At 40.7% G+C, this 20,340-nt stretch carries 21 protein-coding genes; 12 read left to right on the forward strand and 9 right to left on the reverse strand.

The features are described from left to right. The first annotated feature begins 46 nt into the window (after positions 1 to 46). The 3 genes from EW142_RS02840 to EW142_RS02850 all read left to right on the forward strand — a co-directional run bounded on the left by EW142_RS02840 (position 47) and on the right by EW142_RS02850 (position 3,946). Positions 47 to 2,452 (forward strand): TonB-dependent receptor, encoded by a 2,406-nt coding sequence (locus EW142_RS02840; protein WP_130609372.1) that lies wholly within the window; start codon positions 47 to 49, stop codon positions 2,450 to 2,452. 4 nt (positions 2,453 to 2,456) lie between these two features. Further along, complete coding sequence (locus EW142_RS02845; RefSeq protein WP_130609375.1) at positions 2,457 to 3,314, forward strand: DUF4249 family protein; 858 nt, start codon at positions 2,457 to 2,459, stop codon at positions 3,312 to 3,314. A 191-nt stretch (positions 3,315 to 3,505) separates the two neighbouring features. Beyond that, positions 3,506 to 3,946: a hypothetical protein gene (locus tag EW142_RS02850; protein ID WP_130609378.1), complete on the forward strand. Its 441-nt coding sequence runs from the start codon at positions 3,506 to 3,508 to the stop codon at positions 3,944 to 3,946. 51 nt (positions 3,947 to 3,997) lie between these two features. Here the strand turns inward: EW142_RS02850 and EW142_RS02855 are convergent, their stop codons facing one another. Then, a complete protein-coding gene (locus EW142_RS02855) occupies positions 3,998 to 4,804 on the reverse strand; it encodes a DUF1853 family protein (RefSeq protein WP_130609380.1) in 807 nt (268 codons plus the stop codon). A 75-nt stretch (positions 4,805 to 4,879) separates the two neighbouring features. Here EW142_RS02855 and EW142_RS02860 point away from each other — a divergent pair, with 75 nt between their 5' ends. Next, the gene (locus EW142_RS02860) at positions 4,880 to 6,034 is read left to right on the forward strand and encodes a vWA domain-containing protein (RefSeq protein ID WP_130609383.1); all 1,155 of its coding nucleotides are present in this window, start codon (positions 4,880 to 4,882) and stop codon (positions 6,032 to 6,034) included. Between the two features lie 10 nt (positions 6,035 to 6,044). Then, the gene (locus tag EW142_RS02865) at positions 6,045 to 7,517 is read left to right on the forward strand and encodes a MoxR family ATPase (protein WP_130609386.1); all 1,473 of its coding nucleotides are present in this window, start codon (positions 6,045 to 6,047) and stop codon (positions 7,515 to 7,517) included. A 1-nt stretch (position 7,518) separates the two neighbouring features. Here EW142_RS02865 and EW142_RS02870 read toward each other — a convergent pair whose 3' ends face one another. Both EW142_RS02870 and EW142_RS02875 read right to left on the reverse strand, forming a co-directional pair. After that, positions 7,519 to 8,001 (reverse strand): hypothetical protein, encoded by a 483-nt coding sequence (locus EW142_RS02870; protein WP_130609389.1) that lies wholly within the window; start codon positions 7,999 to 8,001, stop codon positions 7,519 to 7,521. 127 nt (positions 8,002 to 8,128) lie between these two features. Next, a complete protein-coding gene (locus EW142_RS02875; RefSeq protein ID WP_130609392.1) occupies positions 8,129 to 9,349 on the reverse strand; it encodes a DUF418 domain-containing protein in 1,221 nt (406 codons plus the stop codon). Between the two features lie 155 nt (positions 9,350 to 9,504). On the opposite strand from EW142_RS02875, the gene EW142_RS02880 reads away from it, so the two are divergent. Both EW142_RS02880 and EW142_RS02885 read left to right on the forward strand, forming a co-directional pair. Continuing rightward, positions 9,505 to 10,380, forward strand: a complete 876-nt coding sequence (locus EW142_RS02880) for an alpha/beta hydrolase (protein WP_130612424.1) — start codon at positions 9,505 to 9,507, stop codon at positions 10,378 to 10,380. Further along, the gene (locus tag EW142_RS02885) at positions 10,367 to 11,164 is read left to right on the forward strand and encodes an alpha/beta hydrolase (protein WP_130609394.1); all 798 of its coding nucleotides are present in this window, start codon (positions 10,367 to 10,369) and stop codon (positions 11,162 to 11,164) included. The genes EW142_RS02880 and EW142_RS02885 overlap by 14 nt, the downstream gene beginning before the upstream one ends. Positions 11,165 to 11,167: 3 nt before the next feature. Here EW142_RS02885 and cysM read toward each other — a convergent pair whose 3' ends face one another. Together cysM and epsC are read right to left on the reverse strand one after the other, a co-directional pair. Then, entirely contained in the window at positions 11,168 to 12,052 is an 885-nt protein-coding gene (cysM, locus tag EW142_RS02890) for a cysteine synthase CysM (protein WP_130609397.1), read from the reverse strand. Next, complete coding sequence (epsC, locus tag EW142_RS02895) at positions 12,045 to 12,833, reverse strand: serine O-acetyltransferase EpsC (RefSeq protein WP_130609399.1); 789 nt, start codon at positions 12,831 to 12,833, stop codon at positions 12,045 to 12,047. The genes cysM and epsC overlap by 8 nt, the downstream gene beginning before the upstream one ends. 95 nt (positions 12,834 to 12,928) lie before the next feature. Here epsC and EW142_RS02900 point away from each other — a divergent pair, with 95 nt between their 5' ends. Continuing rightward, positions 12,929 to 13,609 carry a DUF2461 domain-containing protein gene (locus tag EW142_RS02900; protein ID WP_130609402.1) on the forward strand — a complete coding sequence of 227 codons (681 nt, stop codon included), beginning with the start codon at positions 12,929 to 12,931 and terminating at the stop codon, positions 13,607 to 13,609. Here EW142_RS02900 and EW142_RS02905 read toward each other — a convergent pair. Then, positions 13,601 to 14,008, reverse strand: coding sequence for a glyoxalase (locus EW142_RS02905; RefSeq protein ID WP_130609405.1), 408 nt, complete (start codon positions 14,006 to 14,008; stop codon positions 13,601 to 13,603). The genes EW142_RS02900 and EW142_RS02905 overlap by 9 nt on opposite strands. 128 nt (positions 14,009 to 14,136) lie before the next feature. Between EW142_RS02905 and EW142_RS02910 the strand changes: the two genes are divergently transcribed. After that, entirely contained in the window at positions 14,137 to 15,036 is a 900-nt protein-coding gene (locus tag EW142_RS02910) for a DUF72 domain-containing protein (protein ID WP_130609409.1), read from the forward strand. On the opposite strand, the gene EW142_RS02915 is transcribed toward EW142_RS02910, so the two are convergent. Beyond that, on the reverse strand, positions 15,033 to 15,884 hold the full coding sequence (locus tag EW142_RS02915) for a phosphatidylserine decarboxylase (RefSeq protein WP_130609412.1): 852 nt from the start codon (positions 15,882 to 15,884) through the stop codon (positions 15,033 to 15,035). The genes EW142_RS02910 and EW142_RS02915 overlap by 4 nt on opposite strands. A gap of 195 nt (positions 15,885 to 16,079) precedes the next feature. Between EW142_RS02915 and EW142_RS02920 the strand changes: the two genes are divergently transcribed. Continuing rightward, positions 16,080 to 16,490 (forward strand): acyl-CoA thioesterase, encoded by a 411-nt coding sequence (locus EW142_RS02920; RefSeq protein WP_130609414.1) that lies wholly within the window; start codon positions 16,080 to 16,082, stop codon positions 16,488 to 16,490. Here EW142_RS02920 and EW142_RS02925 read toward each other — a convergent pair. Beyond that, positions 16,483 to 17,778, reverse strand: a complete 1,296-nt coding sequence (locus tag EW142_RS02925; RefSeq protein ID WP_130609417.1) for a dipeptidase — start codon at positions 17,776 to 17,778, stop codon at positions 16,483 to 16,485. The genes EW142_RS02920 and EW142_RS02925 overlap by 8 nt on opposite strands. 138 nt (positions 17,779 to 17,916) lie before the next feature. Between EW142_RS02925 and EW142_RS02930 the strand changes: the two genes are divergently transcribed. Next, complete coding sequence (locus EW142_RS02930; RefSeq protein ID WP_165395209.1) at positions 17,917 to 18,681, forward strand: hypothetical protein; 765 nt, start codon at positions 17,917 to 17,919, stop codon at positions 18,679 to 18,681. Between the two features lie 8 nt (positions 18,682 to 18,689). Further along, positions 18,690 to 19,052: a hypothetical protein gene (locus tag EW142_RS02935; protein WP_130609423.1), complete on the forward strand. Its 363-nt coding sequence runs from the start codon at positions 18,690 to 18,692 to the stop codon at positions 19,050 to 19,052. Between the two features lie 411 nt (positions 19,053 to 19,463). On the opposite strand, the gene EW142_RS02940 is transcribed toward EW142_RS02935, so the two are convergent. Further along, positions 19,464 to 20,327, reverse strand: coding sequence for a sigma-70 family RNA polymerase sigma factor (locus EW142_RS02940; protein ID WP_130609426.1), 864 nt, complete (start codon positions 20,325 to 20,327; stop codon positions 19,464 to 19,466). Between the last annotated feature and the right edge of the window lie 13 nt (positions 20,328 to 20,340).

Consider the following 20,340-nt stretch of genomic DNA (forward strand, 5'->3'; position numbering starts at 1 on the left):
CTGTCTCTTGGTGGTGAAAATCTTAAAACCATCAAAAATCAAAAACATGAACAGTAAAGAACACCTGAGTCCAGCACTTAAAACCATAGTTTGGTTGCTCTGGGCTTATTTTATGGGCTGCCTTTTCGTTATGGGCCAAAGTAGTCATACCATCAGTGGCACCATTACCGACAAAAGCAATGGGGAGACCCTTTTTGGGGCCACTGTCTTTCTCACCGGAACCACCATTGGGGGAGTAACCAACGAGTATGGTTTTTATTCCATAACCGCGCCAGAAGGAGAGTATGTACTCAATATCTCGTATATGGGCTATACCGACATGAATATTGAAGTCCATTTAAACCAAGACCTCAAGCATGACGTTGAGATTTCCGAATTTTCTACCAAACTCGAGGAAGTTGTGGTCACCGCAGAAGAACCTGAACGGGCCATCTTGCGCAAACCCGAAATGAGCGTTTTGAAAATGAACGTAGCAACCATCAAACAAACCCCCGTGGTTTTGGGTGAAGTAGACGTTTTGAAATCACTGCAATTGTTGCCAGGGGTGACCAATAATGGCGAAGGCACGGGAGGCTTTCATGTTCGAGGTGGGGCGCAGGACCAGAACCTTGTCTTATTGGATGAAGCTATTATTTACAACACCTCCCACATGTTTGGTTTTTTTTCGGTCTTCAATGCTGATGCCATTAAAGATGTAAAACTCTATAAAGGAGGTATTCCAGCACGCTTTGGAGGTCGGGTATCCTCTGTATTGGACATCCGTCAAAAAGATGGGAACAGTAAAAAGTTTGCCCTGACCGGAGGTGTTGGGGTCATTTCCAGCAGACTGACTGCAGAAGGGCCAATCTTTGGTGACAATGGATCTTTTTTAATAGCAGGTCGACGTTCTTATGTGGATTTGATTTTAGCAGCAGCGGGAGAGGACAATCGGGTTTCCTTCTACGATTTGAACCTAAAGACCAACTACAGCATTAACCGAAACAACAAGCTCTTTTTGAGTGGCTATTTTGGCCGGGATGCTTTTGACTTTGCCGGTATTTTTGAAAATAGTTACGGCAATGGCTCGGGAAACCTACGCTGGAACCATATCTTTAATGACCGATTGTTTTCTAATCTTTCCGCCATAGTAAGTCGATACGATTATGACTTAAATTTTGACCAAGATGATTTTGAATGGGTTTCGTCGATTACCAACTATAATCTTAAATACGATTTAAAGTATTACTTAAACGACAGCTTTTCGCTTGACTTTGGAGCCAATGGTATTTATTATGATTTTGACCCTGGACAGGTACAGCCTACCTCACCAGACTCACCTGTAAATCCATTGACGTTGGACCAAAAAAGGGCACTTGAAACGGGGGTCTATATCAACGCAGAGCATAAACTAACAGATAGATTTACTGCGCAATATGGCTTACGGTACAGTTCTTTTTCGCGGCTGGGAGGACAACCCATTATGGAGTATGCCAATGGACAACCAGTTATATACAATTCTGAGCTTGGCATTTACGAAAGGGGCGAGGCTATTGGAGAAACAGATTTTTCCCGAAGGGAAGCCATTGAGACTTTTGGTAATTTGGAGCCTAGAGTTTCGTTGGCCTATCTCTTGAACGAAAACTCTTCCTTAAAAATGGGATTTTCAAGAGCAGCGCAGTACATTCATTTATTATCGAATACCTCCTCTGTAACTCCTTTGGATGTGTGGACACCCAGTGGACCCTTCATTAAGCCTCAACTGTCAAACCAATATGCCTTAGGTTACTTCCAAAACTTTTTGGATAAGAGCTATTCGTTGGAGGTGGAAGCTTATTACAAAACTGTAAATAATCGAATCGATTACATAGATGGCTCAGAACTGATTGGTCAGAACACCATTGAAACAGAAATCTTGAATGGTGAAATGCGAGCCTACGGATTGGAGCTTCTATTACGAAAAAATGAAGGGGATTTGACAGGTTGGATTGCCTACACACTTTCAAAATCTGAACAGCGTACACCTGGGGGTATGGCTGGAGGTCCAGGAATCAACGGAGGCAATTGGTACAATACATTTTTCGATAGAACGCACGATATTTCCATTACAGGTTCCTATCGATGGAATGACCAATGGAGCTTTGGTGCAAATTTGATTTTTCAAACAGGAAGGCCTGTAACTTTTCCCAATGGTCAATATCAATATGAAGATTTGTCCATTGCCAGTTATGCACCTCGCAATTCAGACCGCTTACCAGCCTACCATCGCATGGATGTATCGGCCACCTTTAAACCAAGAAAATATCAAAACAAACGCTTTAAAGGCGAATGGGTATTGAGTATTTATAATCTGTACCACAGAAAAAATGCAGCTTCCATTTCTTTCGGTCAAAATTTGGAGACTGGAGCCAACGAAGCAACCAGAACTGCCATTTTTGGGATAGTGCCCTCATTGACGTACAACTTTAAATTTTAGACCAATGAAAAAGATCATAAAAATTGCATTAACCTTAGTAGTTGCTGTTTTTGCTTCCTGCACTGATGTAGTTGATGTAGAAGTACAAAACGGACCCGAACGTTTGGTAGTTGAAGCTTCCCTAGATTGGGAAAAAGGAACAACGGGCAACATACAGACTATTCGATTACGAAAATCAACTCCATTCTTTGATACAAACAATGTTACCGATGTTACAGGGGCATCCGTAGTGGTAACTAATGAAACTAGTGGTGCCAGCTATATTTTCGCGGATCAAAACAATGGTGAATATCGAACAACAAGCTTTCAGCCGATATTGGGGCAATCCTATTCTCTTCGCATTGATTATGATAACGAGGTATATACCGCGCGCGAAACCATGACATCCGTTACCAACATCACAAATGTTTTTCAGGATCGAGAAGATGGTTTTGATGATGAAGCCTTGGAGGTACATGTGGTGTTCACCGACCCTCCAGAGGAAGGAGATAATTATTTGTTCAAATTTCAAAGAGAAGGGGACCTTTTGCCCGATTTAGAAGTCGCTGAAGATGAATTTGTCAATGGCAATGAAATTGATTGGTGGTATGAAATTGACGACGACGATGACATAGAGCCCTTTGAACCTGGAGATGTGGTCAATATTGAAATGTACGGAATCTCCAGACCTTACTATGACTATATTAAGATTCTTATTGACCAATTGGGAGGGGTAGGAATATTTGAAACCACCCCGGTAGCGGTAAAAGGCAATTGTATCAATCAGACGAATCCGGATAATTATGCTTTTGGATATTTCCGATTAACTGAGATGGTAAAAACCAGCTACACCTTTGTGGAAAATGAACAAAGTTCCAATTGAGAATAGTCAGACTGTAAGTTGAAAAGTCAAGTTTAGGTTGGTTTGATGTGAAAGTGTCGGGTTGCTAGCGCCCGGCACTTTTTATTTGGAACAATTGTTAAAGTATTCTCAAAAGTGCAAACAGATTTTCAACAGAATGCAACCCTGAAAAATGTTATCTGTCTTTAAGACAACATAAAAAAATAAAGTTAATGAAGCGAATAGTAGCAACTGTAGTTTTTGGAATAACAGCCTTGTACGGAGTACATGCCCAGGAGTACAAAGTAATTACCAGTGTGGAATCCATAGTACCCAGTGGGTTGGGCCGATCAAGGATTATTACCGCCCAAGAAGATAAGGATTACAAGGAGTACACCAGTGTCCAAACCGAGGAGGACAACACGAGAAACAAATCAAGTAGGAGTGATATCAGGGTGAAGAACTTTGAAGAAACAAAATTATTGAACTTTTTTAACCTCGGAGGAATTCGGTTTCAGAACATTGCGGCCAACGATGCACTCTTATCCTCCAAAATAAACGATATGATTTCTGAGGGTTGGGAATTGGCCTTTGTTACCAGTGCTGTGGAGAGCGCCGGAGGAAAAGGTGATGCGAATGGTATTTTTATCACACGATACATTTTTAAACGTTAGGTTGATTGATCGGTACATGGTAAAGCCTTCTGAAAACGGAAGGCTTTTTTTCTACCACCAAACCACAAAGAATTTCTCAAACTCGTTTTGCGATTTACGCATCCAAACCATCGGCGCATTTTGCTTTATCATTCTCAGATTGATTTCCATTAAGATTTCAAAATGGGAGCTCCACTGTACATTTTCATGAGGAGCTATGACCCATTCTTGTTTGAACGGAATATAAAATTGATAGGAACTGAATGCAGATCCCTCAAAGTCCTTAAATCGAAGCCAGTGACCAACTACGCAAGCATTGTTTAGAGGCCGGATATGTACTTTCTCTGATTCGTACGGTTGAAAAAGTTGGGCCTTATAACAAACAAATTGCTCTAGATTTTCGAGGTCCACGTTTCTTTCCAGCAATTTCTGCCTCGCTTCTTCCTTTTGAACCAAGGCAAATTGCTCTTTTTTGATTTTCTCCAGTTTGGTGAAGAACATATCCCTACGATTGGGACCCATCAAACGATGTATGGGTTCGGAAATGCTAGGGTCAATGATGTAAAACTTATAGGTCAATTCGACATGTAAAAAAGAATCCCGCTTTTGATCACTCAGAACAAAATCAATCTCTCCAATGGTGTTCTTTCCATTTTTTATACTGATGTTTTGTAGTAAAATTTCATAAGAACCCTCCCATTCAATCAACTGGGCAAAAACATGTTCCATTTTATGTCCCAGTCTTATATTCCCAGGGATGCTTTTTGGTGAAAAATTCTCGAAATCCACACTAGGAAAATCGAACTGACCCACACCGAACTGTGTACCGCTCCATAAGGGAGGAGTGCTGTTAAAACCAATAAACATATCATTCAACATCAACGGTGGGCATGAAGGGCGTTAAGTTTTTTCTAAATGCAAAGTCAATAAGAGCAAATGTCTTATTTTTATATAATGGCTATGAATTTAAGAAAAGGGTTTCGTTTTACTACCTACGAAGCGCCTGATCAGACCCCTTTTGAAAAGCTTTTCGAGATTTTCCAAGAATTGGTGACCCATACCTCTGGCGATGTGGAAGAGGCCTTGGATTGGCTTCGTGAATTGGATAAGGAATACGAGCTTACTGATGATGACTACACCATTGATGATTTTATTGAGGATTTAAAAGCTAAAGGTTACATCAGAGAGGAGTTCGATACTGATGGTGAGCAAGGAGAAGGGGAGGAAGGTGACGGTAACGGCGGTGGTCTTTCCATTACGTCCAAGCTAGAGCGGATGCTCCGTCAAAGGGCTTTGGACCAGATTTTCGGTAAGATGAAACGAAGGGGCTCGGGAGACCATAAAACTGGAAAGCTTGGAAGTGGTGATGAGCATACAGGGGAATTTCGAGAGTATCGCTATGGAGATTCTCTGGAACGGATTTCCATGACGGAGAGTCTTAAAAATGCGCAAATCAACCACGGAATGGATGCCTTTACACTCAAAGAGGACGATTTAGTGGTGGAAGACACCCAATACAAGGCACAAATGAGCACGGTTCTTATGATTGATATCAGCCATAGCATGATTTTGTATGGCGAGGACCGAATTACTCCTGCGAAAAAGGTAGCCATGGCCCTGGCAGAATGGATTACCACCCGGTATCCCAAGGATACCCTTGATATTTTGGTCTTTGGGAACGACGCCTGGCCCATTCCGATAAAAGATTTGCCATACTTGAAGGTGGGACCTTACCATACCAATACTGTAGCGGGCTTACAATTGGCTATGGACATGTTGCGTAGAAAGCGAAACACGAACAAACAGATTTTCATGATTACCGATGGAAAGCCGTCCTGTTTGAGATTACCCAATGGCGAATATTACAAGAATAGTGTAGGCCTAGACGATTATATTGTAGAAAAATGCTATGGTATGGCACAACAGGCCAGAAAATTGCATATTCCGATTACCACATTTATGATTGCCCAAGACCCTTATTTAATGCAATTTGTAAGGGAGTTTACCAAAGCCAATAAGGGCAAGGCCTTTTACACAGGGCTCAAAGGGCTCGGTGAGATGATTTTGGAAGATTACGAACAAAACAGAAAAAAAAGAATAAAAGGATAGCATCGCTATAATGAAGAAAGTAAACCTCAACGATATCAAAACCCTAGGGCAACTAAAAAAGTCTGGGTACGAAAGCAAGAGCATCAAAGATGAACTGCGTGATAATTTGCTGCAAAAAATAGCCAATGGTGAAGAAACCTTTAAAGGTATTTGGGGCTATGAAAATTCGGTCATCCCAGAGTTGGAACGTGCGATTTTATCAAGGCACAACATCAACCTCCTCGGGCTTAGGGGACAGGCAAAAACACGACTGGCGCGTTTGATGGTGCAGTTATTGGATGAATGGATTCCCGTGATTTCAGGTTCGGAAATTCACGACGACCCGTTTGAACCCATTTCGAGATATGCCAAGGAGTTGATCAAGGAAAAAGGTGAGGAAACTCCGATTGAATGGTTGCATCGTGAAGAGCGTTTCTACGAAAAATTGGCTACACCCGATGTGACAGTGGCTGACCTCATTGGAGATGTCGACCCTATAAAGGCCGCTAATCTAAAACTTTCATATGCTGATGATCGTGTAATCCATTTTGGAATGATACCTCGCGCTAATCGTTGTATTTTTGTAATCAATGAGTTACCGGACCTTCAAGCAAGAATTCAAGTAGCGCTTTTCAACATATTGCAGGAAGGTGATATACAAATTCGTGGTTTCAAGCTTAGGTTGCCTCTGGACCTTCAGTTTGTATTTACGGCAAATCCCGAGGATTATACAAATAGGGGCAGCATTGTTACCCCATTAAAAGATAGAATTGGTTCTCAAATTCTGACCCATTACCCGGATACGGTTGAGATTGCCAAAAAAATCACGAAACAGGAGGCGCAGATGGATGCTCGCCAAAAGGAATCCATACATATCCCTGAAATGGCCATGGATATTCTGGAGCAAATAAGTTTTGAGGCCCGTAACAGTGAGTTTGTAGATGCTAAAAGTGGGGTTAGTGCCCGAATGAGCATTACCGCATTTGAGAACCTTTTGAGTACCGCTGAACGACGTGCCCTAAAATCTGGGGATGCGGAGACCACGGTACGGTTAAGCGATTTTATGGGGGTAATTCCATCGATTACCGGAAAGATAGAGCTGGTGTATGAAGGTGAGCAGGAGGGGGCCGGTTCTGTTGCAGAGACGTTGGTTGAAGATTCCATAAAGACGTTATTTGGTAAATACTTCCCAAAAATTGACAAGCTTGAGCACAAAGATGCAGAAAGTCCTTACGACAATCTTATCGCCTGGTTTTTTGATGGTGAAGGATTCGAGCTTTTGGATGAAGATTCAGATGAAGCCTATAAGCGAAAATTGGATTCTGTTACGCCGCTCAATCATCTACTTAATGAGTATCAGCCTGATACAAGCAAACAAGATTCCTATTTTTTGAAAGAGTTTTTGTTATGGGGACTGGTATCGCACAAGAAACTGAGCAAGTACCGTTTCACTGAGGGATATCAATTTAAGGACCTCTACGGAAGTTATATCCGCGGACTTTAGCCTATTGCCACATGTTTAAGTTGTCATTGAAGTTTTCAAAATTGTAAACTCCAATGTGTCGCTTTCTATGCCAAAAAGAGAGGAGACTCAATAAGAACAATAGGCAATATAATACCAGGATCAAAACACCAATTGGTAAAAATGTACTCGGTATTACGTGTTCTTGATAATCCGAAATAGATCCGATGATCATAGCGCTATCATAAATCTTAAAAAGATATACCACCATTACCGCATATAGCGCATACTCTAGATTGCGCATTTTGGGATCTGGCAATTCATCTTCAGTGATCTTGAACCATATCACATACAAATAAAGGAAATGGACAAGACTTAACAATGGAAATATATAATTGTCCGGTTTGGTGAAGTAAAACTTATTGGTGTAAACCCCATAAAAGTTAAGGACCACCAGAATTGTGAGCACCAGCAAGGTGGCAATATTGCATCGTTTCCAATTGAGTATGCTGGCGATTAGGTTCATGTACTACCGATTTGGGACGTTCAAATTTCAGAATAAAACGATAGCCATGACCTATTTATTTTCCCAAAATCGATGAAGAGTTGACAATGTTGGGTAAGTCGTTAAATACGCGGTAAAAGTCCTCGGATTATCTTTTAAGAGGAAATTTCCGTAAAAAAGTTCCGGTTCGCCAAAGCCATTCCAGAGGACCATATCGAAATTTCTTTAACCACCAGTTGCTTAAGATCATTTGAAGGGCAATGACCAACAAAGCGATACCAAAGGTATAGATGTTTCTGAGTTCCCCTAAATAGCCAAGCCCCCATCCAAACAATATAAATGTGCCCAAAACGCTTTGGAAAAAATAATTGGTCAAGGCCATACGACCGTATGGAGCAAATTTTGATAGCCATTTTCTGGGCTTGGTACGTTTGTAGAGAATTACAAATATGCTAATCAGTAAAAAGGTCATGGCAATATTGTTTAGGTCATATGCCGTTAAACCAAACATGGCGATCCATTTATCGAATGTTACATTGGGCCCCATGCTCCCGAAGGTAACCGCCATTAATCCACCAGAAACTACAAATAAGACCAAGGACCAAATCCAGGTACGTTTAATCAGCTTGCCGAGCTCTTGGTATCTTTCAAAAAATCGCATTCGCCCAACCAATAACCCTAAAAGGAAGAATCCAAAAGTTAAATAACCACGACCGAATATACCCAATTGAAAATTTGCCTTGTTCAAATGGCTGTCATAGGCGTTGGTTGCAAAAACATCAGTTATTGAACCGTTTTTTAATATGTCGAAATAAGCCAAAACCGAGGGACTATCGGGTGTCATGTCCATATCTCCAACTAGATTCGACCCACCCGTGAAATAAAAGACAACATATCTCCCCAAACCAATAAACAAAAGCGCTGTAATGCCCAAAATCCACTTGTTGTCGATTTTATAAAAAGGAATCAATAAAACTCCCAACATAGCATAAATCGTCAAAATATCTCCAGCATAGAAAAGACTATGCAGATATCCTATGATCAGAAGGAGAATCAACCTCCAGAGAAACCGACCCGCAAAATTGTTCCCCTTCTTCGCCCCATTTTCCATTTGAATGAAGAAACTTAGTCCAAAAAGAAAGGAAAAAAGCGCAAAAAACTTTCCTCGCAGGAAGAGACCGATAAACCCATCCACAATGTTATCACCGATTCCTTGGTGGACTGCTTCATTGAACGCAGTGGGAGGTGGGGCCGCAATATAGTTTTCCACTAGGTGGACAATAACAATTCCAGCTAATGAAAAACCCCGAAGGGCATCTATGATTTCAATACGATTTTGGGGCTTGTTGCTGGGAGTAGAAACTTGCATGACAGTTCGTTGATTGATGGTTATTTATGATAGTAACAAAGAATAGGACAACAACCCAAAACATTTGTTACAGTTTTTAGAGAAATAAAGTACAACAAATGTGACTAAAATTGTGTGTTTCTATTTTTTTGTATTTTGGGATAAATGTTGAAATGATGCAAAATTGGATTTTCGTTCTGCTGATAATCTTGGCGGTTTATGTGGTTTTCAGCGTTTTGTTATACGTTTTCCAGGATTACTTTCTTTTCAAGCCGGAAAAACTCCCAAGTGATTTCGCATTCCACTATAAAAACCAAGAAATAGAGGAATACAATGTTGAAACGCGGGATGGTGCTGTAATCAACGGGTTACGCTTTAAAGCCAAAAACCCAAAGGGCGTTGTTTTCTACTTAAAGGGAAACTCAAAGAGTATTCGGGGATGGGGCAAGTTTGCCGTCGATTTTACCCGACATGGCTACGACGTGATCATGGTGGATTACAGAGGATTTGGGAAAAGCACGGGCAGAAGGACCCAAAAGGCCGTAAAACGCGATATGCAGGTCATCTATAATAAAATCAAGGAAAAGGTCTCTGAAAAATACATTATCCTGTACGGTCGCTCATTGGGATCTGGGTTTGCCACAAAATTGGCTTCCATGAACAATCCTAGAATGCTGATTTTAGATGCTCCGTATTATAGTTTGAGCAAGGTGGCCAAGAAATTTATTCCCTTTATGCCCCTGTCCTTGCTTATTAAGTTCCCGATGCCCACTTACAAATGGTTAAAGTATGTTAACTGTCCCATACATATTATTCATGGAACGGACGACAGACTGATTCCTTATAAGACCAGTGTTCGATTGTCGAAGATCAAACCTGAAAACACAAAATTATATACGGTGATCGGGGGTGGTCACAAAGACCTACATACCTTTGAATCCTATCATAGAATGTTGTCGGAAATTGTAAATTCCCGACCTAACAAAGTTAATCTGGAGGGCTCTAGCATTGACGTAGTACATTCTTCAAAAGCCGCTAATGCGAAGGTTTAAGCGTTTTGGTCTTTTTATATTTGCCATCGTATTTATTCCACTGGTTATGATAAGTCTCTTACAAGAGAAACTGATTTTTTTGCCCACACAGCTTCCACAGGATTATGAATATTCGTTCAACAGGGAATTTGATGAGTTTTTTCTGCGGTCTGAAGATGGTGCCCAACTCAATGCACTTCATTTCAAGGCTGAAAAACCAAAAGGACTTATTCTATACTTTCACGGCAACGCAGGAGATTTATCGCGTTGGGGTCTCATCACCTCCAAATTGGTCGATTTTGGATACGATGTTTTAGTGATGGATTATCGCAGCTACGGTAAAAGCACAGGCAGATTGAGTGAAAGGACACTTTACTCAGATGCTGAAATGTTTTTCGAACATGCCCTGAAAAGCTACGACGAGGAGCAGATTATTGTTTATGGCAGGTCCTTGGGAGCGAGCATTGCCACAAACCTTACCTCAAAAAACCAACCGCACAAACTAATTCTTGAAACACCGTTTTACAATCTTGAGGATGTGGCCAAGGAACGTTTTCCATTACTTCCTATAAATCAACTGCTCCGCTACAAAATGGAATCGAATGAATTCATTCAGAATGTAAAAATACCTATCCGCATTTTCCACGGTACGGCTGATAGGGTAGTATCCTATGAATCAGGAAAGCGCCTTTACGATGCTATACCCCTTTCGGATAAAAAACTATATACCATTGAAGAAGGTGGACATAACAACCTTGATGAATTTGAAGCGTATTGGGAGGCATTACGTTCGGAATTGAAATAATCCCTAATCAAACAAGTCAGACGAAAGATAACGATCACCACGGTCACATACAATGGAGACAATGGTACCGCTTTCCAAAGTAGCTGCTAAGCGAAGAGCAACGGTAGCTGCACCGCCACTGCTCATTCCAGAAAAAATGCCTTCTTCTTTGGCCAATTTTTTAGCCATTTCCACAGCTTCAGCTTCACTGACCTCCATGATGCGGTCCACTTTCTTCGGATTAAATATTTTGGGAAGGTAGGCTTCTGGCCATTTTCGAATGCCAGGAATTCGAGAATCATCTGTCGGTTGTACCCCAACAATTTGTATAGCTTTATTTTTTTCCTTTAAATAGGTTGAAGTGCCCATAATGGTCCCTGTGGTTCCCATACTTGACACAAAATGGGTGATTTTCCCATTGGTATCTTTCCATATTTCAGGACCTGTGGTTTTGTAATGTGCCTTCCAATTATCGTCGTTGGCAAACTGATTGATCATCAAATAGCCTTCGTCCCGTACCTTGGCCTCTGCATAATCTCGCGCCCCTTCGATGCCAACATCTGAAGAGGTAAGGGTGACCTTGGCTCCATAGGCCCTCATGGTCTGCACCCGTTCTTTAGTGGAATTCTCCGGCATCACCAATTCGATTTTCAGATTGTAGATGCCAGCAATCATCGCCAGTGCAATTCCTGTATTTCCGCTTGTAGCTTCAATGAGCTTGGAAGATGAATCGATGTCGCCTCTCTCCAAAGCACTTTTTATCATGTTGTAAGCAGGCCGGTCTTTGACACTCCCTCCAGGATTATGCCCTTCCAGCTTAAAGTAAAGCTTTACGTTGGGATTGGTATTCAACACCTTCGATTCCACCAAAGGAGTGTTCCCAATTAGATCAAGAACCGTTTTAGACATCAGCAGTTTTTATGTGAATTTCAGGGGTGTGGAATACTTTTGAATTTGCGGGCACCGAAGCAGTGAGCCAAGCATTTCCCCCAATGACCGAGTTTTCTCCAATAACGGTTTCCCCGCCAAGAATGGTCGCATTGGCATAAATAGTAACATTCGATTGTATGGTAGGATGCCTTTTCACTTTTTGCAAGCTTTTTTCAACATATAAAGCGCCCAAGGTAACGCCCTGATATACTTTTACATTATCATGAATAACGGCAGTTTCTCCAATGACCACTCCTGTCGCATGATCGATAAAAAAAGACTTTCCAATCTGCGCCCCGGGGTTGATATCAACACCTGTTTGTCGGTGAGCATACTCGGTCATTAGTCGGGGAACCAAAGGAAATTCTTTTTTATAAAGTTCATGGGCAAGTCGATAAATGGCAATGGCATAAAAACCAGGGTAAGCCATATATACCTCTTGAATGGATAAAGATGCAGGGTCGCAATTAAGAATGGCCTCGGCATCCAAATTTAGATTTTCAAGGACCGATGGGAGTTTGGCAACATAGTTATCCCATAGTTTATGACAAGGTTGCTGAATTTCCCAACAGGCCAAATCCACCAGCCTCCGAAATTTGTTTTCAAGTATATCCAAATTACTGGCTACTGGCGTATTCACATCAAACAGCGTATAAAACAGCAAGTCGGTGAATTCTTCAGTTTCTCTTTTTAACCTATAGTCCAAATAGGGTTGTTTCTTATGACCTTGCAGCTCCTGAATAATTTTTTCCTTATCCATACTTAAAAGTTAAAGTTTAAAAATAGATAAAACCTTACCACAGCAATAGCTAAATGTATAACTTTAGCTAAAATATAACACATCAATTCCATCCAGTGAAATCAACAATAATCTCTAAAAAAGCATTTGATTTTTTAAATAGACTTGCAAAAAACAACAACAGAGACTGGTTTGAGGCCCATAAACCTGAGTTTAAGAAGCTGGAATCAGAAATCAAGTCTTTTTATGCGCAGGTTCAGGAAAACCTCAATGAGCATGACGATATTGAGAAAATGAAAATGTTCCGAATTTACAGGGATGTTCGCTTTTCAAAGGATAAAACACCGTATAAAGCCCATTTTGCGGGTTCTTTTTCTAGGTTGGGTGCGCATCTTCGTGGGGGCTACTATTTGAGATTGAAGCCTGGCGAAACTTTTTTGGCCACAGGTTTTTGGGAACCCAACAAAGAAGATTTATTCCGAATACGTAAAGAATTTGAAATGGATGCGTCCGATTTCCGAAAGGTCATTGGCGAAAAATCATTTAAAGCCGTTTGGGGAGAGATTCAGGGAGATGGAGTGAAAACTGCACCCAAGGGTTTTGATAAGGAACATCCAGAAATCGATTTAATAAAAAGAAAGCAGTTCATTTTTGTTCGAAACTTTACGGATAAAGAGGTCTTATCAGAAGATTTTATCAATGAAGTGGACAAATCCTTTAAGGCCATCCGCCCATTTTTTAATATTATGAGCGATATTTTGACCACCAACCTTAACGGAGAGTCGATTTTAGACTAAAACCTTTTCCTCGAGCAGCAAAACCTGGTCTTTGAGCCTTTCAATCACCATATTCATCATGCGTTTGTTAAGGGCCGATGAATTGTTCAGGTATAAATTGTATTCGTCAACTGTGAAATGACCTATGACCATTCCCTTTAGGGAATTTCTGAACTTAATGTCTTTCTGAATGGATCGTTCAATGTATTCCAGCTTTTTGTCAGCGGTCAATTCGTAAAAAGTTCCTTTATGCTTTCGAATGTAATTTTTAAAAACCTCCAGTAACAGAGCGTTCTGAAACTTGATTATGGGCCTGAGCGTTTTGTTTTGAAACCGCTCATCGGAACTCATATTTTCATGTAATCTAGCTTGTGGGATTTCAGGACGGATGTCCGTGAGGCCATTGGATCGAGAATCCATATCGATTAGTTTTAATAAAATTACAGAATCAACAATTGTGCAAATTTTGAACCCGAGATAGTTTTTAACGATGTTATGAACAGAGTTGGGGAATGCGTAAATTGCTTCGATAAATCAATACTGCCTCAATGAAGTTTGGAAAAGTAGAACACCCGGAATTAGTGGATTTCACGATTCCCAAAGATCACCCAGATACTGAGATTCTTTTGTCCCCATACAAGAATGGCAAACACCCTGAATTTTTTGTGGGCTGTGCGAAATGGAACAGACAAGACCTAAAGAATTTCTACCCTCGGGGAACCAAAGACGAACTGGTGTATTATGCTTCGCAATTCAACAGTATTGAACTAAATGCCACTTTCTACCGCATTTTTCCTGCGGAACAATACCAAAAATGGTATGACAAAACCCCTGAAGGGTTTAAGTTTTTTCCAAAGATGACCAATGAAGTGAGTCATTTACGTCGATTGAACGATAAAGTATATGAAATAGCCGACCGCTATTTGGAGGTCACCTCACTGCTAAAGGAAAAATTGGGAACCATTTTTTTACAAATGCACAACAACTTCAATCCGAAGAACTGGGATAGGGTAGTGCGCTTTGTGGAATATTGGCCCAAGGAGTTTCCATTGGCCATGGAGTTTAGGCACACCGACTGGTTCAACGATGAAAAGGTTGCCAATGAATTGTATCATTTGTTGCAGGAAAATAATATTGCCAATGTTTTGGTCGATACGGCTGGCAGAAGAGATTTAATGCATATGCGGCTCACCAATGATGAGGCGTTTATACGTTACGTGGGAGCCAACCATGAATCTGATTATCCCCGTTTGGACGATTGGATTGCCCGCTTGGAAAAATGGAAAGAACTCGGCTTGCACAACATCCATTTTTTTGTACATCAAAACTTGGAACTTGAGTCTCCCTTGTTGTCGGCCTATTTTATAGAAAAGCTCAATAAGCAACTAGATACCAAACTTCACGTTCCACAGACGGTGATTGGAGGTAAAACCCAAACTTTGTTCTAGTAGGGAATCCCGACCTCTACAAAGGTGTTTTTAGTGTGAAATCTAGGTGATATGGGAGCAGCCATACAACAGGTTGACCCCAGATAGAAGAGGGAAAGCTCTTGAAGTTTGGACACTTCGCCGCCTATTTCAATTCCGGCAGAAAGCTGAATGGTCCCTACAGCAGGGCCACCAATAATGGAAAGGTGCCAAACTTTGTTGTTCGCATCTGTGATATCGATATTATAACGTTCGTTTCTAAAAGCTGGAAGGGAAGGATTCTGTTTGTAAATCCAAGGACGCAATATCACCAAATCACCAGGCACGTGTTGAATTCGTGTTATGGTACCATCGATAGGGGAATGAATTCTATGGTAGTTTTTATTATGCAAAAATACATTCGTGAAGGTGTAATTTTTTGGAATATCCCTTTCGGACAATCCAAAAACTGTCGCAACGGAACGAACATCCGATTTTATCTGGACAAACTCGAGGTTCTCAACTTTTTCTTCATCACACAGAAGTCCCTCACAGGGCCAAACATAATCACTATCATTAGCGGGTAATTCCTTGAATTCACGAATAAAAAAGTCTTGAAAACACTCAAAATCGTTCTTTCCATTCGGTGGTTTAAACTTTTGTAGATAGTCCTTATCCGAATAGTTCATCCGGATGTAAGGCTCAATGATTTTCTTGGAATATGGTTTATCATAAACAGAACTATACCAAGAAGAAAGGCTTCTTTGTAAATTGCTGGGGAGATTCCCCCAGACTTCAACCGATAAAAATTTGTAGAATTTTGCCCTCCATTCGGGCACTTTGAAAACAGTAAAACTTGGATCCGAATAATATTCCGTAATCGAGTTCATTTTTGGCCGTTGGTATTGATTGACGGTTGAATTTATTGGGATTAATTTTTTTATGCCAAAGAATTAAGAAAAGTTTATTTAATGATTAACATTTTTTATAAAAAATGAAATCTTATTGTTAAAACACCTAAGTATTATTCCTGAAATGGTTTATACCTTATTTTTAGCATAATTATCCCCCCTAAATTTTGTCTTATGAGATTTCACACCAGAAAATGGGTAAAGCCCGAGGATTTAAATGCCAATGGCACCTTGTTCGGAGGTAAGGTACTGGCTTGGATAGATGAGGAAGCGGCACTATACAGCATTGTACAGTTGGAAAGTAAAAAGGTAGTTACCAAATACATATCCGAAATTAACTTTATGAGCAACGCCTCTAAAGGCGATATTGTAGAGATTGGAATAGAGGTGGTCAAATTCGGAAATACCTCAATTACTTTGAATTGCGAGGTTCGTAATAAGATGACCCATGAAAGTATTGTAACCGTTGATAACATTATCATGGTCAATTTGGATGAAAAGGGGAATCCTACTCCACATGGGAAGACCAAGGTGGAATATGTAAAGGACCGTTTGGCCAAAAAGGAGGAAGAACGCTCTAGTTAAGGGTAGCTGCAATGGCCTGTACTTCGTCTAGGACACGCAATAGATTGCCCCCCCAAAGCATTTCAATTTGTTCTTCGGTATACCCTCTGTTTACAAGTTCCAAGGTAACATTGAAGGTTTCTGAGGCGTCTTTCCATCCTTCAATTCCACCACCTCCATCAAAATCAGAGCTAATGCCCACATGTTCAATACCTATCAGCTCAACCATATAGTCAATATGGTCCACAAAATCGGATACATTTACTGCTGATGGGGCGTTGGAATCCTTACTTGCTTTTTCATCGGCCAACTTTCTTACAATGGCATAGTTTTTCATAAACTCATTTCGCTGTTGGTCGGTCAATGACCTAAATTGGGAACGCTCATACCATGCCACTCCCAACGAGTCCGCCACGTTTTGATAAATACTTTTCATATAGGCAGCTCTGGCTTCATGCTTTTCCGTGTTGAGATAAGCACTAAAGGCCACGGTCTGTACAACACCGCCATTTTCTTTCAATAACATCAATTGCTCATCATCCAAATTCCTACTATGGTCACAAAGGGCCCGAGCAGAAGAATGAGAGGCGATAATTGGTGCTTTGGACAGGGCAACCATTTGCTTCATGGATTCTTTGGACGGGTGGGAAATATCAATCATCATCCCCAAACGGTTCATTTCGCCGACCGCTTTCTTCCCCAACTCGCTCAAACCGTTATGGAGCCAAATACTATCTTTTTCCCCTGTATTGGAATCACAGAACTGGCTATGGCCATTATGGGAAAGGGAAATGTAGCGAGCTCCTCGTTTTTGGTATTCCTCAAATTTAGTAAGGTCCTCTCCAATGGGATAGGCATTTTCCACACCGATCATCGCCACCTTTTTGCCCGCTGCTTGAATACGTTTTACATCATCTGCGGTAAGCGCAAGTTCGATTTGATCTGGGGCATATTCTTCACACAATCTGTGTATGGCCTCAAACTTTGAAATGGCATTTTCTGATGCTTTTGCGTATCCCTCTGTAGTTAATGAATCTTGACCGGTATAAACAATAAGCCAGGCAACATCCAAGCCCCCTTCTTTCATTTTGGGGAGGTTCAGCTGTGTATCCAAATTCTGTGTGTAGTTAATACTATCGGTAAAATTCTTCACATTGATATCATCATGTGTATCAATGGTGATTACACGTTCATGAATGCCTTTCGCCTTTGCCGTAAGGTCTTCGGAGCTGTCGTTGGTGCTATCTGATTTTTTTTCTCCACAAGAAAACAACAGAAGGCCAGTAAGTACCAAGAGTATTTTTTTCATATCACAAAATTATACCTACAAATAAAGCATTTTGACAACAAAATCCGAGAGGTTCCAAACAATAAATTGGCTCGGCCCCTATAATTGGACATATTAGGGTCAATCACACTAAGGAAATCTATTTTGGGGACAAGCGAATTGCTACGGTATTTAGAAAAGCTGGAAATTGGTTTAAGCAGCTTTTCTTATGAAGAATTGACGACTTCTCAAGCGGGAGAGCTCAAAAAATCATTTACGGATTTTAAAAACGACTTGGAAAACAAAGTTTTTGGGGTTCCTCCATTGAATGAGCTGGATGCTATTTTTGAAGAAGTGGGCATAAGCAGTCTTCCGAAAGAATCATCTTCCAAAACAGCCACACATAAAAGTTTAAAGCCAATTTTCGTACTGTTACAGCAGCTGGAATCCATTTCGATTGATAAAAAGCAGCAAGAACTTTTAAGTAGACTCACAGAGCAAATCTACTTCGCATTTACACAATTGAGCACTCCGGACTTATCTGAAAATACCAACCAAATTGAAAGACGTTTGCAGGTTCAGCGCAGGAGCAAAGTAGACCTATGTACATTGTGGGAAGAATGTATGCAACAAATGGACCTCCTGGAAGAATTTGTTCGTTTGTACAAGCAAAATGTTTTGGAATTTATTGGGAAAATTAGAATCAATCTCCAGAGTCAAAACTATCAAGGGATTGATTTTTCCTGTCAAAAATTAGGTTCTTCCCTTCGGATGCTCAAAACCTTGAGCCTTCTTGAAATTACCGAGCAAATGTCTCTGGAATGCAAAAACGACCACGACATCAAACATCTCAAGTTTTTATACGGACAATTTTTGGTTGAATATCCGAAAGTGGAAGAACTTTTGGACTTGGAACTGGAAATGCTCCGTAAGAAATCCAAATAGTTGCCATTATGGTGATAGAAGAATCTTTACCAGCCTATCATAACAGTATTTTTTTTCAACTGTTCAACCATGCCTCTGATGTAGATTCAAAGTTGATTCTGCTAGATCAGGTTTTAGAGCTTGGTGAAGAGCAGGATATTCCCTTATTGGAAGAGTTGGAAAGTACATCGGAACTCAAAGTAAGTAACCGGGCCTATGAAGTAAAACTTGAGCTTTTAGCGAGGATGAATCCAGACAATGTCAGTGACGAGGACAAATTGCCCATGAACCTGTGCTTTTTGTATGAGGAGTTTGAAATACGACCTGCCAAAGTGGACAATGATCCAGACATTGATTTTGATCTTTCTTTGGAAATTTTGTCCGATGATTGAAAAGATGACAAAAAACAATGATGGTTTCACAACGAAATAGCAGAAATTCACCACAATTAATTGTGGGTACATAATCTTTCTACTAGGTTTACGTTAATATCAATAACCCAAACAATAAACCGTCCTAATATTATGTTATACGATACCTACGGAGAAGAATACTTGGCATTTCTTCAAGAACTAAATGAAATTTTGAGCATCAACGAACTTGTAGAGCTCGATTACCTATAGAAAAGAATAACTCCCAAACTTTGTCCAATGAAAAATCAAAACTCGGAAAACACAGCATACGTGAATTTTATTCAGAACCTAAACAAAATGCTGAACGAAATAAACATCACCCAGCTGAATTACCCCAATAGCTAAATAAAACCAAGGGCATCAAATCGATGCCCTTTTCTTTTTTCCAATCTATCCCAAATATGATTTAAGATTTTTGCTCTTCGAAGTATGTCTCAATTTTCTGATTGCCTTTTCCCTAATTTGACGCACCCGTTCCCGAGTTAAATCAAAAGCGCTTCCAATCTCCTCCAAGGTCATTGACGGTTCATCCCCAATACCGTAGTAAAGACGAACGATATCCGCTTCACGGGGTGTCAAGGTGTCCAAAGCTCTGTTGATTTCGGTGTTCAAGGATTGGTTCATTAACCCTTTGTCGGGCTTGGCAGATTCGTTGATGTTAAGCACGTCATACAGGCTGGATGTTTCCCCTTCCTTCAAAGGAGCATCCATGGAAACATGGGGTCCGATGTTTTTCAAGGATTGTTTTACCTCAGTTATGGTCATATCCAATTCCTTCGCAATTTCTTCAGCCGAAGGAGGACGTTCGTGAGCTTGTTCCAAATAGGAAAACGTCTTTTTTATTCGATTTATGGTTCCAATCTTGTTAAGCGGTAAACGCACCACTCGCGCTTGTTCGGCCAGTGCTTGAAGAATAGATTGTCGAATCCACCAGACTGCATATGAAATGAACTTGAAACCTCTTGTTTCATCAAATCGTTGAGCGGCCTTTACCAAGCCCAAATTACCCTCATTAATAAGATCGGGGAGGGTAAGCCCTTGATTTTGATATTGCTTGGCCACAGAGACCACAAACCTAAGGTTGGCTTTTGTCAATTTCTCCAATGCCACTTGATCACCTTGCTTTATCCGCTGTGCGAGTTCCACTTCTTCTTGGGCAGTGATCAAATCAATTTTGCTGATATCTTGTAGGTACTTGTCAAGGGATTTGGATTCTCGGTTCGTAACTTGCTTTACGATTTTCAGCTGCCTCATCTGAGATTGTGGT

Origin of the sequence: Flagellimonas allohymeniacidonis (genome assembly GCF_004296335.1) — a bacterium.
Taxonomy (GTDB): domain Bacteria; phylum Bacteroidota; class Bacteroidia; order Flavobacteriales; family Flavobacteriaceae; genus Flagellimonas; species Flagellimonas allohymeniacidonis.

Excerpts from the sequence above, each read along its gene's own strand:
- EW142_RS02840 (WP_130609372.1), top strand. The coding sequence starts at position 47 with ATGAACAGTAAAGAACACCTGAGTCCAGCACTTAAAACCATAGTTTGG.
- EW142_RS02845 (WP_130609375.1), top strand. The coding sequence starts at position 2,457 with ATGAAAAAGATCATAAAAATTGCATTAACCTTAGTAGTTGCTGTTTTT.
- EW142_RS02850 (WP_130609378.1), top strand. The coding sequence starts at position 3,506 with ATGAAGCGAATAGTAGCAACTGTAGTTTTTGGAATAACAGCCTTGTAC.
- EW142_RS02855 (WP_130609380.1), bottom strand. The coding sequence starts at position 4,804 with ATGTTGAATGATATGTTTATTGGTTTTAACAGCACTCCTCCCTTATGG.
- EW142_RS02860 (WP_130609383.1), top strand. The coding sequence starts at position 4,880 with ATGGCTATGAATTTAAGAAAAGGGTTTCGTTTTACTACCTACGAAGCG.
- EW142_RS02865 (WP_130609386.1), top strand. The coding sequence starts at position 6,045 with ATGAAGAAAGTAAACCTCAACGATATCAAAACCCTAGGGCAACTAAAA.
- EW142_RS02870 (WP_130609389.1), bottom strand. The coding sequence starts at position 8,001 with ATGAACCTAATCGCCAGCATACTCAATTGGAAACGATGCAATATTGCC.
- EW142_RS02875 (WP_130609392.1), bottom strand. The coding sequence starts at position 9,349 with ATGCAAGTTTCTACTCCCAGCAACAAGCCCCAAAATCGTATTGAAATC.
- EW142_RS02880 (WP_130612424.1), top strand. The coding sequence starts at position 9,505 with ATGCAAAATTGGATTTTCGTTCTGCTGATAATCTTGGCGGTTTATGTG.
- EW142_RS02885 (WP_130609394.1), top strand. The coding sequence starts at position 10,367 with ATGCGAAGGTTTAAGCGTTTTGGTCTTTTTATATTTGCCATCGTATTT.
- cysM (WP_130609397.1), bottom strand. The coding sequence starts at position 12,052 with ATGTCTAAAACGGTTCTTGATCTAATTGGGAACACTCCTTTGGTGGAA.
- epsC (WP_130609399.1), bottom strand. The coding sequence starts at position 12,833 with ATGGATAAGGAAAAAATTATTCAGGAGCTGCAAGGTCATAAGAAACAA.
- EW142_RS02905 (WP_130609405.1), bottom strand. The coding sequence starts at position 14,008 with ATGGATTCTCGATCCAATGGCCTCACGGACATCCGTCCTGAAATCCCA.
- EW142_RS02910 (WP_130609409.1), top strand. The coding sequence starts at position 14,137 with ATGAAGTTTGGAAAAGTAGAACACCCGGAATTAGTGGATTTCACGATT.
- EW142_RS02915 (WP_130609412.1), bottom strand. The coding sequence starts at position 15,884 with ATGAACTCGATTACGGAATATTATTCGGATCCAAGTTTTACTGTTTTC.
- EW142_RS02920 (WP_130609414.1), top strand. The coding sequence starts at position 16,080 with ATGAGATTTCACACCAGAAAATGGGTAAAGCCCGAGGATTTAAATGCC.
- EW142_RS02925 (WP_130609417.1), bottom strand. The coding sequence starts at position 17,778 with ATGAAAAAAATACTCTTGGTACTTACTGGCCTTCTGTTGTTTTCTTGT.
- EW142_RS02935 (WP_130609423.1), top strand. The coding sequence starts at position 18,690 with ATGGTGATAGAAGAATCTTTACCAGCCTATCATAACAGTATTTTTTTT.
- EW142_RS02940 (WP_130609426.1), bottom strand. The coding sequence starts at position 20,327 with ATGAGGCAGCTGAAAATCGTAAAGCAAGTTACGAACCGAGAATCCAAA.